This is a genomic window from Arthrobacter celericrescens (assembly GCF_003614925.1).
Classification (GTDB): domain Bacteria; phylum Actinomycetota; class Actinomycetes; order Actinomycetales; family Micrococcaceae; genus Arthrobacter; species Arthrobacter celericrescens.
The window spans coordinates 1-11,654 of sequence record NZ_QYLP01000067.1 but is presented as its reverse complement, the minus strand read 5'-3'; the positions used below and the strand labels follow the sequence as shown (position 1 = coordinate 11,654).

The 11,654-nt window shown below is 68.0% G+C and carries 10 protein-coding genes, 1 tRNA gene and 1 pseudogene; 5 read left to right on the top strand and 7 right to left on the bottom strand.

The genetic code is table 11. The features are described from left to right. Positions 1-49 precede the first annotated feature (49 nt). From D3654_RS12325 to D3654_RS12315, 3 genes are read right to left on the bottom strand one after another with little or no spacing between them, the layout of a single operon-like run. Positions 50-1,579: a tripartite tricarboxylate transporter permease gene (locus tag D3654_RS12325; RefSeq protein ID WP_120521788.1), complete on the bottom strand. Its 1,530-nt coding sequence runs from the start codon at positions 1,577-1,579 to the stop codon at positions 50-52. Position 1,580: 1 nt separating this feature from the next. After that, entirely contained in the window at positions 1,581-2,096 is a 516-nt protein-coding gene (locus tag D3654_RS12320) for a tripartite tricarboxylate transporter TctB family protein (RefSeq protein WP_120521787.1), read from the bottom strand. Then, the gene (locus tag D3654_RS12315; protein WP_120521786.1) at positions 2,093-3,103 is read right to left on the bottom strand and encodes a Bug family tripartite tricarboxylate transporter substrate binding protein; all 1,011 of its coding nucleotides are present in this window, start codon (positions 3,101-3,103) and stop codon (positions 2,093-2,095) included. The genes D3654_RS12320 and D3654_RS12315 overlap by 4 nt, the downstream gene beginning before the upstream one ends. Positions 3,104-3,326: 223 nt before the next feature. Between D3654_RS12315 and D3654_RS12310 the strand changes: the two genes are divergently transcribed. From D3654_RS12310 to D3654_RS12295, 4 genes are all read left to right on the top strand, one after another. Continuing rightward, entirely contained in the window at positions 3,327-5,015 is a 1,689-nt protein-coding gene (locus D3654_RS12310) for a sensor histidine kinase (RefSeq protein ID WP_120521790.1), read from the top strand. Then, entirely contained in the window at positions 5,012-5,716 is a 705-nt protein-coding gene (locus D3654_RS12305) for a response regulator (protein ID WP_120521785.1), read from the top strand. Before D3654_RS12310 ends, D3654_RS12305 begins: the two co-directional genes overlap by 4 nt. Positions 5,717-5,811: 95 nt before the next feature. After that, positions 5,812-6,420 carry a carboxymuconolactone decarboxylase family protein gene (locus D3654_RS12300; RefSeq protein WP_120521789.1) on the top strand — a complete coding sequence of 203 codons (609 nt, stop codon included), beginning with the start codon at positions 5,812-5,814 and terminating at the stop codon, positions 6,418-6,420. A 10-nt stretch (positions 6,421-6,430) separates the two neighbouring features. Continuing rightward, positions 6,431-7,330, top strand: coding sequence for an RNA polymerase sigma-70 factor (locus tag D3654_RS12295; RefSeq protein ID WP_120521784.1), 900 nt, complete (start codon positions 6,431-6,433; stop codon positions 7,328-7,330). Here the strand turns inward: D3654_RS12295 and D3654_RS12290 are convergent. The 3 genes from D3654_RS12290 to D3654_RS12280 form a co-directional block, all read right to left on the bottom strand. Beyond that, positions 7,327-8,343 (bottom strand): inorganic phosphate transporter, encoded by a 1,017-nt coding sequence (locus tag D3654_RS12290; RefSeq protein WP_120521783.1) that lies wholly within the window; start codon positions 8,341-8,343, stop codon positions 7,327-7,329. The genes D3654_RS12295 and D3654_RS12290 overlap by 4 nt on opposite strands. A 1-nt stretch (position 8,344) precedes the next feature. Beyond that, positions 8,345-8,962: a DUF47 domain-containing protein gene (locus D3654_RS12285; protein ID WP_120521782.1), complete on the bottom strand. Its 618-nt coding sequence runs from the start codon at positions 8,960-8,962 to the stop codon at positions 8,345-8,347. A 388-nt stretch (positions 8,963-9,350) separates the two neighbouring features. Further along, positions 9,351-10,010 (bottom strand): hypothetical protein, encoded by a 660-nt coding sequence (locus D3654_RS12280; RefSeq protein WP_120521781.1) that lies wholly within the window; start codon positions 10,008-10,010, stop codon positions 9,351-9,353. Positions 10,011-10,336: 326 nt separating this feature from the next. Between D3654_RS12280 and D3654_RS12275 the strand changes: the two genes are divergently transcribed. Then, a tRNA-Lys gene (locus D3654_RS12275) sits at positions 10,337-10,409 on the top strand. 544 nt (positions 10,410-10,953) lie between these two features. Here the strand turns inward: D3654_RS12275 and D3654_RS20795 are convergent. Beyond that, positions 10,954-11,448: pseudogene (locus D3654_RS20795) on the bottom strand (recombinase family protein); the annotation flags it as partial. Positions 11,449-11,654: the final 206 nt, after the last annotated feature.

Genomic DNA, 11,654 nt, shown 5'->3' with positions numbered 1-11,654 from the left:
GGCACCTTGGGGGTGCCGCCCGCCGTCGTTTTGTTAACCGGGAGTCCGTTTAAGCGTGGATCTGGTCCTCCACGTGCATCGCACCGGGCTTCTGCGGGCCGAACTTCCGCCACAGGCGGACGAAGAGCGGCAGGGCCAGCAGGACGGCCACCAGGATGTAGACCACAATGGCCACCGGCTCGTTGAAGAGGCCGGAGATGTTGCCGCCCGCGAGTTGCAGCGCCTGCCGCAGCTCCCCCTCGATCCGGGGACCGAGGATGAGGCCGATGATCAGGGGCAGCACCGGCAGGCCGTAGCGGCGCATCGCGAAGCCCAGGGCACCGAGCACCAGCAGCAGCACCAGGTCGAAGGCCTGCATGTTCACCGAGAACGCGCCGAGGGTGGCGAAGAACAGGATCCCGGCGTACAGGTACGGGCGGGGGATCTGCAGCAGCTTCGCCCAGAGCGGGGCCATGGGCAGGTTGATCAGCAGCAGCAGGGTGTTGCCGATGAACAGGCTGGCGATCAGGCCCCACACCAGGAGCGGCTCGTTCTCGAACAATAGCGGGCCCGGCTGGATGCCGAACTGCATCAGGGCGGCCAGCATCACACCGGCGGTCGCGTTGGTCGGCAGGCCGAGGGCGAGCAGCGGTGTCAGGGTGCCGGCGGCCGAGGCGTTGTTCGCAGCCTCCGGTCCAGCGACGCCTTCGATGGCGCCGTGCCCGAATTCCTCCGGGTGCTTGCTGAGCTTCTTCTCGGTCACGTAGGACAGGAAGGTTGGCACCTCGGCGCCGCCGGCGGGCATGGCGCCGAACGGGAAACCGTAGGCGGTGCCGCGCAGCCACGGCTTCCAGGAGCGCTGCCAGTCCTTCTTGCCCATCCAGGGCTGGCCCACCGGGATGGTGGATGTCTTCTTGCGGCGCAGGTGGGCGGCGATCCATAGGGCCTCGCCCACGGCGAAGATCGCCACGGCCACCACCACGATGTCCACACCGTCGGTCAGCAGCGGAATGCCGAACACCAGTCGCTGCTGGCCGCTCACCGGGTCCAGGCCGATGAGCCCGATGGCCAGGCCGAGGCCCAGGGACGCGAAGCCTCGGATCTTGGAGGCGCCGAGCACCGCGGTGACGGTCAGCAGGCCGAGGATCATGATCGCCAGGTAGCTGGAGGAACCGAGGCTCACGGCGAACTGCACCACAAACGGTGCGAGGGTTGCCAGCAGCGCGGTGCCGATGGTGCCGGCCACGAAGGAGCCGATGGCGGCGGTGGCCAGGGCCTGCGCGGCCCGGCCGGCCTTGGCCATCTTGTGGCCCTCGATCGCGGTGATCACCGTGGAGGATTCACCGGGAGTGTTCAGCAGGATGGAAGTGGTGGAGCCGCCGTACATGCCGCCGTAGTAGATGCCGGCGAACATGATGAGTGCGCTGGTGGGGCCGAGGTTCGAGGTCACCGGCAGCAGCAGCGCGATCGCCATGGCCGGGCCGATGCCCGGCAGCACGCCGACGGCGGTGCCCAGGAGCACGCCGATGCAGGCGTACAGCAGGTTCATGGGGGTCAGCGCCGTGCTGAACCCCTGCATGAGGAGATCGAAGACATCCATATCAGAGGACTCCTGCCAGGATTCCGGCGGGAAGCTTGATTCCGAGGCCGAAGTAGAAACCGTAGAAGGTGGCCAGTGCCAGGCCCACCGAGATCAAGCCGTCCCGAATGTAGTGCCGGCTGCCCAGGGCCCAGACGCTGCCCCAGAAAAGCAGGGTGCCGGAAATGACCCAGCCCGCGGCGTCGATCAACAGGATGTTCAGCAGGAAGGCGCCGAGCAGCGGAAGGACCGTCTTCCAGTCCGAAGGGTGGCTCAGGTCCACGTCCTCGCCTTCCTCGGCCTGGCCGCGGCCACCGCGCAGCACGTTGATTGCCAGGGCCACGGCGGAGACGAGGAGGAGGCCGCCGACGACGATCGGCATGGCACGCGGGCCCACCGGGTCGGCCTGGGAGTAGGGGGCGCTAATGCGGAGCGCGTCCAGGAGGACAACGGCGCCGGCCGCCCCGAGCAGGGCAGCGATGCCCAGCTCGGAGCGGCCTTTGCTTGCCGGTGTCCCGGCGTCGGTCTTTTGGCTCACGCCAGCCCCAGCTTCGTCAGGACGTCGGCCACCCGGGTGTCCTGCTCCTTCAGGAAGGTGCTGAACTCCTCGCCGGTGATGAACGCGTCGGTCCAGCCGTGGTCCTTCAGGGCGGCCTTCCATTCCTCGGTGCCGTGCATCTTGGTCAGTGCGGCAACGATGCGGTCACGGTCGGCGTCGGAGACACCCGGAGGGGCCACGATGCCGCGCCAGTTGGTGAATTCGAGGTCGATGCCGGATTCCTTGAACGTCGGGGCGTCGACGCCTTCCAGCCGCTCTGCGCCGCTGGTGGCCAGGACGCGCACGGAACCGGTCTTGATCTGCTGGATGTACTCGCCGGCGCCGGAGGCCGCGAAGCCGATCTTGTTGCCGAGGATGGCGGGCAGGAGGTCGCCGCCGCCGTCGAAGGAGACGAAATTGACCTTCTTGGGGTCGATGCCCACGGCCTGTGCCAGCTGCATGGGGAGCAGGTGGTCCGGGCCGCCCGGGCTGGAGCCGCCGCCCACGGCGAGCTTGGACGGGTCCTTCTTCCAGGCGTCAACGAGTTCGTTGATGGTCTTGTACGGGGAATCCTTGGGCACCATGATCGCGCCCGGTTCCTGGATGAGGCGGGCCAGCGGGGTGGTGCCGGTCAGCTTGGCCTCGGACTTGTTGGTGTAGCTGGCGCCCACCACGCCCAGGCCCATCAGCATGGTGAGGTCCTTGTTGCCCTTTTCGTTGACCAGGCGGGCCAGGCCCACCGTGCCGCCGGCGCCGGCGAGGTTGAAGACCTCCACGTTGGTGGCCGTCTTGGTCTCGTTCATGACCTTGGCCGCGGTGCGGGCGGTGGTGTCGTAACCGCCGCCGGGGGTGTTGGGGACCATGATCCGCAGCCCGGTGAGCGGGCCGGAATCGGCGGCGCCGCTCGTGGTGGTGGATCCGCCGCCGCTGGTGACGCCGCAGCCGGTTGCTGCGATGACAAGTCCTGCAGCGACAGCGATGGCGCGCAGTGCGTTCAATCGACGCATCTTTGTTTCCTCTTCTCATCATTGGTGGGAGTTGCATTCACCATATGACTTGACGTGACGCGGGTCACGCTTGTGTTCTCAAAGATTGTTTTGTTCATTGTGGTCACGTGCCCTTGGCATCCCGCGGCCTGATAATGAAGGAAACACCTGCCGAAGGAACCCCGTGCCCGAAGACGTGCCGCTGACGCAGCCCGGCAACCCCCAGCCCCGCCGGCGCCGCCGCCTGTCCCTGGCCGGCCAGTACCTCGGCTTGCAGCTGCTGATCGTACTGGCGGTCCTGCTCGGGGTGATCGCGATTTCCCAGGTGCAGTCCGCTGCCACCTTCGAACGCGTGGAGGGCCGCCGGGCGCTCGCCGTGGCGGAGTCCCTCGCCGCTAACCCCACCGTTCGTTCGCTGATCCCGACGGCGGAGCCCCGGCAGGGTGCGGCCCTGCCTGCGGTTGCCGAGTCGGTCCGGACAGTGTCCGGCGCCAGCATCGTCATCCTCGCCAAGGCGGACGGGACCATCCTTACCTCCCCGGAGGATCCCGCCGCTTTGGGCACTCCGCTCCCGCTGGGCGGCAGCATAGTGTTGCAGGGGCGCGCCTGGACCGGGGCCGTGGAGATGGACGGCAACCCTTCCCTGATGGCCCACGTTCCCGTGCTCGACGACGGCGGACGCACGGTGGGCATCGTCGCCGTCGGGCGCCAATACCCTTCCGTCCTGGAACGCTTCGGTGAGACGGTCCCCGACCTGCTCGTGTACTTGGGCGTGTCCCTCGCGCTAGGCGCGGCCGGTTCGCTGCTGCTGTCCCGCCGCGTCAAGCGGCAGACCTTCGGCTTGGAGCCGGGCGAGATCGCGGGCCTGGTGGAGCACCGCGAGGCGATCCTGCACGGCGTGAAGGAAGGGGTGATTGCGCTGGACCCGCAGGAACGGATCACCGTGGCCAACGAAAGCGCCCGCGAATTCCTGGGCCTGCCGGAGGACTGCGTGGGCCGCAGCCTGGACGAGCTCGGCGTGCAGCGGCAGCTCCGGGAAGACCTCACCACCGAACAGCCCGAGCCGGACCGCTTGGTCCTGGTGGGCGAGCGGCTGGTGGTCCTTAACCGCAAGCCCGTAACGACCCGGGGCAGGGCGATCGGTTCCGTGACCACCCTGCGCGACCGCACCGAGCTGTCCACGCTGGAGAAGGAACTGGGCCGCACGCGCAGCACCACGGACACCCTCCGTGCCCAGACCCACGAGTTCGCCAACCAGCTGCACACCATTTCCGGGCTCATACAACTGGGCGAGTTCGACGAGGTGGTCAGCTTCGTGGACGGCGTGAGCCTCAGCCGCAACAAGCTCTCGGACGACATCACCTCCCGCATCCATGACCCCGCGCTCGCCGCCCTGCTGATTGCCAAGAGCAGCCTCGCCAGCGAACGGAACGTGTCACTGGAACTGGATGCGGCGTCCGGGCTGGAAAAAGTGGACGAGGAACTCTCCCGCGACCTGACCACCGTCGTCGGGAACCTGGTGGACAATGCGATGGACGCCGCCGGCGCAGCGAACGCGGCCGGCGGCGCAGTGAATGCTGCCGGCGGCGCTGTGACTGCTGCTGGCGGCGCAATGAATGCTGCCGGCGGCTCCTCGGCCGGCAGGGTCAGCGTGAAGCTGATTGAGGAGGCAGGCAAGGTGACGGTCACTGTGCGGGACTCCGGTCCCGGCGTCGCGCCCGCGGAACGGGAGGATATCTTCCGGCGCGGCTACAGCACCAAGGCGTCCGACGGCGCCGGCGGCCGCGGCTTCGGACTGCCCCTGACGCGGCTGGTGTGCCTGCGCCGCGGCGGCGACGTGGAGGTCCACGACGACGGCGGCGCGGTCTTCACCGCGACAATGCACCGCTCGCCCGGAACGGCGCGCCCGGAGAAAGGAACGCCGCAGGCATGAGCCCCGCCGAAACGATCAGGGTCCTGGTGGTCGATGACGACTTCATGGTGGCCAAGGTGCACTCGGGCTTCGTCCGGCAGCTCCCCGGCTTCGAAGTGGTGGGAGCGGCCCATACCGGTGCGCAGGCGGTGGCCGAGGCCCGGCGACTGCAGCCGGACCTGGTGCTCCTGGACATCCACCTGCCGGACATCAACGGGCTCGAACTGCTGCAGCAGCTGCGCGAGGTGGTCCCCGAGCTGGACGTGCTGGTGATCAGCGCGGCCCGTGAGGTGGAAACCGTACGCCGGGCACTGCGCGGGGGAATCGTGCATTACCTGATGAAGCCGTTTTCCGCCGATGACCTGCACGAACGGCTGGAGCACTACCGGCAGAGCTACCAGGCGCTCTCGCCGGGTTCGGCCAGCGGGACGGCCGAACAGGCCGACGTGAACCGGGTGTTCGGCCTGGGCGGGAGCTCACGGCCGCTGCCCAAGGGCTTCAGCGCCGAAACCCTGCGGCTGGTGGAGGAACTGCTCCGCCGGACCGCGGGCGGTTCCGCCGAGGCGGACCTGTCCGCCACCGAGGCCGCCGACTCCCTGGGCACCTCGAGGGTCAGCGCCCGCCGGTACCTTGAGTTCCTCGTGGAGGAAGGCCGGGCCGTGGTGCAACTGCGGTACGGCGGGATCGGCCGGCCCGAGCGCCGCTACAGGTGGCAGGGCTGAAGCTTTCTGGCTTTTCCGGGCAGGGTTGTCACAGATCGGCCGCGGCCGGTGTCTTCATGCTGCAAGGCAAGGAAACCGAACCCGCAGGAGGAATCATGACCACCCGGATCCCCGCCGCAGAAATCACCGGCCTCTACGGCAGCCTCATCAAGAAGTTCAGCGCCAAGATGTTCGGCAAGGTGCCGGAGTCGCTGGGCGTCATGTGGCACAACCCGGCGGTGCTCAAGGCGTCCATGGGCATGGGGCAGAAGCTGCGGAAATGGGACAGCTGCGACGAGTCCCTGAAGTCCTACGCGCACATGGCCGTGGCTTCCTTGATCGGCTGCACCTGGTGCCTGGACTTCAACTACTTCATGGCCCACAACCAGGGCCTCGACCTGGAGAAGGCGCAGCAGATCCCGCGCTGGCGCGACTCCGACGTCTTCACGCCGCTGGAGCGCGACGTCCTGGAATACGCCGAAGCCATGAGCACCACACCCGTCGAAGTCACGGACGAGCTTTCGGCCCGGCTGCTTGACCAGCTCGGCGCGGCGGCCCTGGTGGAGCTCACCAGCGTGATCGGCTACGCCAACCTCACCACGCGTGGGAACGTGGCGCTCGGCATCGAGTCCGAGGGGTTCTCGGATTCCTGCGGGCTGAAGCCCCTCGCCGCGCCGGGTCCCTCGCGGTCGGGTCTCTCGCGGTCTCAGGCGGGCGCGAGGTAGCGTGACCCCTATGAGCCGCTCCGGCACCACCGACAGCCTGGACCTTTTCGTCACCCACCGCAGCCTGCTCTTCACCGTGGCCTACGAGATGCTCGGCTCCGCCGCCGACGCCGAGGACGTGGTGCAGGAGGCCTGGCTGCGGTGGGCAGGCCTGGACCCGGAGGTCCGCGCCCAGGTGCGCGAGCCGCGGTCCTACTTCGTCCGCATCGTCACCCGCCAAGCCCTCAACCGCCTGCGCACGCTCAGCCGGCGGCGGGAAGAGTACGTGGGGGAGTGGCTGCCCGAGCCGCTGCTCACCGTGCCGGACGTCGCCGAGGACGTCGAGCTGGCCGAGAGCGTCTCCATCGCCATGCTCACCGTGCTCGAATCGCTTGCCCCGGTGGAGCGGGCGGTCTTCGTCCTGCGCGAGGTGTTCGACGCTCCTTACGAGGAGATCGCCGAGGCAGTGGGGAAGTCGACGGCGGCCGTGCGGCAGATCAGCAGCCGTGCTCGCTCCCACGTGGCGGCCCGCCGCCCCCGCATGCAGGTGGACCGCAGCGAGCAGCAGGCCGTCGTCGAACGGTTCCTGGCGGCCGTCACCACCGGGGACGTGCAGGGGCTCATGGACGTCCTGGCTCCCGACGTGGTCCTCATCGCCGACGGCGGCGGCGTGGCGAATGCCGTGCGGGTGCCGGTGTTTGGCGCGAAGAAGGTCATCAACCTGCTGCGGCCCTTCCCGAAGATCGCCGTCAACCCGAAGATCGAGCTGCTGTGGTTCAACGGCGGACTCGGCATCCGGATCGACGACGAGGTGGGCGGTCCGTCGCTCATCAGCGTGGTGGTGGAGGACGGCCGCGTGGCGCGGATCTTCGCCATGCGCAACCCGGACAAGCTGGGCCGTTTGGCGGAGGAAACCGAGCTGGCGCGCTAAAGCTTCTCCAGCGGCGAGAGCGCAAGCTCGAGGACGAACGCAGCCGCCCCTGTCACCAGCGGTGTGAGCAGCCAGAAGCCCAGGATCCGCAGCACCATGGGCCGGTGGGTGACCGAGAAGTTCTGGTTGGTCCCCGCCCCCAGCACCGCGGAGGTGAGGGTGTGCGTGGTGGACAGCGGCAGGTGCAGGCCGATCGCGCCGATGAACAGCATCAGCGAGCTCAGGCTCTGCGCCACGAAACCGCGCAGCGGGTCGATCCGGATCAGCTTGTGGCCCAGGGTGTGCGAGATCCGCCAGCCGCCGAACAGTGTGCCGGCCGTCAGCAGCACGGCGGTCAGCAGGACGGGCCACAAAGGCAGGTGCCCGCCGTCGGATAGTCCGGCCGCCACGCCGGCCAGCAGCAGCACCGAGATGGTGCGCTGGCCGTCCTGCAGCCCGTGGCCGAAGGCGACGGCGGCCGCGGAGACCGCTTCGGCGCGTCGGAAGCGGCTGTGGACCACGTCCGGCTGGGTGAAGCGGGCGGCCCAAGTAGCCGGCCAGACCAGCAGGTAGGCGGCGGCGAAGGCGATTGCGGGGGACAGCACCAGAGGCAGGACAACCTGGAACAGGAGCGCGTTGTCCACGCCTTCGATTGCGTGCCCGCCCACCAGGAGGCTGGCCGCACCGGCGCCGGCGAACCCGCCCACCAAGGCATGCGTTGAGGACAGCGGGATGCCGCGCCACCACGCGTAGGTGCCCCACAGCACGGCTGCCGCGATGGCGGAGGCCAGGATGGTCAGGCCGCCGGCGCCGTCGGGCAGGTCCACGAGCTTCTGGCTGGACAGCAGTGCGAAGCCGCCGCTCAGTATGGCGCCGGCGAAGTTGAAGACGGCGGCCAGCAGGACCGCCACCGAGGCGGTCAGCGCCCGGGTCCGCACGGACAGCGCGACGGCGGTGGAGACGTCGCGGAAGCCGTTGAGGAAGGCGAAGCCGCAGGCAAGGGCCACTACGAGGACGAAAAGGCCTGTTGCCACGTCAGGCTTCCTTGACGATGATGCTGCCTACCTGGGTGGCCACCCTGCGCATGTCCTTGGTGACATCCACCAGCTGGTTGGCGATGTCCCGGTGGCGGGCGTACTGCGCGGCTTTCATGTCGCGGTACATCTCGGCCACCCAGATCCGGTGGCTGCGTTCGGCCCGTTTGGCCAGGCGCAGGATTTCGATCCAGTAGTCCTCGAGCTCGTCCAGGTCGTCCAGGCGGCCCATGGCCTCGACCGTGAGCTCGGCCTGGCGGCTGATGATTTCCAGCTGGTCCGCCGCACGCTTGGGCAGCCGGTCCAGCTTGTATAAGGCGACGAGTTCGCCCGCGGCGTCCAGCTTCTCCATGGCCTCGTTGAGGAAGCGGGAGAGGGCGTACATGTCTTCGCGGGGGAGCGGGTTGATGAAGCTGGTGCGCATGTGGGTGAGCAGCGCGAAGTGCAGGTCCGTGGACTTCGATTCGTGCCCGTGCAGTTCCTCGACCAGTCGTCCATGTTCCGTGACAGGGGCCCCGAGGATTTCCGAAAGGGTTCCGGCGGCCTCCAGGATCTTGCGGGCCATCTGGGACAGGAGCTTCAGCCCGGCAGACTCCTGGGGAAAGAGACGCAGCTTCACAGTGGTGCCCGTTCTGCGGATCCGGCTGGGTGTGCGGCAACTGGGGTCGCATGACTTGACGCGGGAACGTTCACAGACACCAACTTTACGGTAGTTATACCTGCGCCCCGGACTGGTTACATGCGCACGGGTTACCTAAGCCGGGAGCGCCGGGTCCGTTCCGGGAGCGCCGGGTCCGTTCCGGCGCGATCGCGACGGCGGCCGTGCAGAGGGCATGAAAATGGTGCCGAACCGGATACGCCTCTCGGCGGTAGGCCGCTCGAAGCGGCTATAAGTTGAAGCCCGGGGGTTTCGCGGTTCGACACCAGTTTTAGTCTTATACCTCGTCCAAGCTAAGTCAACATTGACAGATTCGGGTTAGGGTGCGTCTGCCCTTGCTCCGAGGGGATCAGTCCAGTTCGCCCAGCCGCCACGCGTTGGCTGCGTGTTCGAGGTCTTCGGCGGTTTTCACGAGTTGGTGCGAGCTGCGGGTGAGCTTGCTGGCGTGGCCTTCGTTGGCGTGCTCCGCGCTGTCCGCGATGGTCGCCTGGCCAAGCGCCACGACGCGGCAGAACGCGGCGGAACGCTCCAGCGCGACGTCGAAATCGCCGTCGAACGCTCCCGACAGGATGGCGTCCGCCATCTGCTTCATCTCGTCGGCTCCCGGCGGCTCGGCGGCCCCGGCCACCACGTGCGAAACCTGCGCGGTGTCCCGGCCGGCCTTGAAGTAGACGGAGATCCGTTCGGAGTTCTGCATGGTGGCGGCGCGGAGGGCGTAGAGCCGCCACAGGGCGCCGGGGAGGGAACGTGCCGGGCTCTCGGCCCACATTTCGGCGATGGCGTCCAGGCCCTGTTCGTCCGCGAGCTTGACCAGGCGCTTGGTGACCTTGGGGTCGTCGCTGTCCCGGCCGCGGCGCACCAGCGCCTGCGCCGCCAGGTGCGCAGCCTCCGACACCCTCGCAGGGTCCGCCCCGCCCGCGAAGGGCTCGAAATCAATGGGCGCGAAGGGCTTGGGCCTGTGATGCCTGGGTGCTCCGCTGGAACCGTTGGAGGCTGCTGGATCGCTCATGCCCCAACGCTACTCCTGTGCTTTCGCTAGTGCACTCATGGGATGGTTGGTTTCAGGGCGGGCGCCCCGGTTTGTTGGGCCTGGTGCCGGGTTTGCGGGGGCGGGCACCGGCCCGTCCTGACCTTCTTTCGCGCCGACGGCGCCCCGACACGCCGCCCTGGGCCGCGCACCGCCGTCGTTCCCCGCTCAAAAAGGGTCAGGAAGGGCGGCCCGACGGGCGGATTTCAGTGCCCGACGGCGGAGCTTGCCCGTGTGTCATGGCCTCCGTTGCTGTGCGGTAGAGTATTTATCGTCCAGAAATGGACTGGGCCGGCGGTTGCCGGCAGGGGCCTTTAGCTCAGTTGGTAGAGCATCGGACTTTTAATCCGTGGGTCGTGGGTTCGATCCCCACAGGGCCCACCCAAAGTGTCTTACGGGAACATGCGACATCGAAAGATGTGGTGTGTTCCCGTTCGGCTTCTTTGCCTCCGGTCGTCGCTTGAACGATGGTGGCGAACGGCTCCGCGAGGCGCGGGCGCAACTGCTCGTCCTCAGTGATCTCCAACCGCGCGTAGAACGCTTGGTTCGCTAGCCTCCTGCTCCCGTCATCGGAGTGCGCGTATGCGCGGTGTGCGTCGGTGAGGAGCCGCAGGCTGTCGTGGAGGAACGCTCGGCCACCGACGTGTTGCTCGTCGTGCTCGCGCAGGCGGTGCCCGATGTCGGCGAGCCCGGCTCGGATGCGGTCTTGGTGCCGCTTGAGCGTTGACAGGTCGATGGCGTCGGCGAAGTGCGCGGCCAGCAGCTTGTCGCTCTCGGCTTCGAGCCTCGCCCGGTTCGCGGTGAGGTCGGCGAACTCCCGATCGCGCCCCGCTCCGCGCTTGTCGAACGCGGCGTCAACCTCGGCGGCGAGGTGCCGGTAGTCGTCTTCGCTGATCGTGATGTTGGCGTAGGAGTTCGCGACGAGCCGTTCCGCAACCTGGACGGGCACCGCGCGGCGGGTGCAGGTTGTCCGTTTCGATGCTCTGCCGGAGCAGACGAAGTAGGCGTAGGTCGTGCCGCGCGGGTTGGTGGCGAAGTCGAGCAGCATCCGTGACTCGCAGGTGCCGCAGTGCAGTAGTCCTTTGAGGTGGTGGGCGTGCTGGACGTGCCGGGTTGCGTGGGCGTTGCGCGCCTTCAGCAGCGATTGCACCTGATCGAAGAGCGCTGGCTCCACGATGGGTTCATGCGCGCCGGGATGCAGCGCGCCCTTGTAGCGGATCACTCCGGCGTAGTACGGGTTCGTCAGCACGCGGTAGAGCGCGTTCTTCCCCAGCGGCTTCGATGGGCGTTTCGGTGTCGGCACGGACACCAGGCCGCGGGCGGTGAGGTCGCGCAGCAGCGCAGTCACGGAGGCCTCCCCTTCCGCGTAGCGCTCGAACGCCCAGGCGATGAGCGGTGCGCGCTCGGGATCGACTTCCACTGTTCGGACCTCGCGGCCGCGCTCGTCAGTCTTGCGGACGTTCAGGTAGCCGATGGGAGCGCGCCCCGGGGTGCCACCTTGAGCGAGCTTCTGCGTGAGCCCCTTGGTGACCTCAGTGGCGAGGGTGTTTCATTGAGTGTGTAAGGGTCCGGTCTCTAACTAGGGTGTGACCTGCGGTTTCATCCTTGGAAGGACGGGCCCTTTGG

Coding starts and splice junctions, on each gene's coding strand:
- D3654_RS12325 (WP_120521788.1), bottom strand. CDS start 1,579: ATGGATGTCTTCGATCTCCTCATGCAGGGGTTCAGCACGGCGCTGACC.
- D3654_RS12315 (WP_120521786.1), bottom strand. CDS start 3,103: ATGCGTCGATTGAACGCACTGCGCGCCATCGCTGTCGCTGCAGGACTT.
- D3654_RS12305 (WP_120521785.1), top strand. CDS start 5,012: ATGAGCCCCGCCGAAACGATCAGGGTCCTGGTGGTCGATGACGACTTC.
- D3654_RS12300 (WP_120521789.1), top strand. CDS start 5,812: ATGACCACCCGGATCCCCGCCGCAGAAATCACCGGCCTCTACGGCAGC.
- D3654_RS12295 (WP_120521784.1), top strand. CDS start 6,431: ATGAGCCGCTCCGGCACCACCGACAGCCTGGACCTTTTCGTCACCCAC.
- D3654_RS12280 (WP_120521781.1), bottom strand. CDS start 10,010: ATGAGCGATCCAGCAGCCTCCAACGGTTCCAGCGGAGCACCCAGGCAT.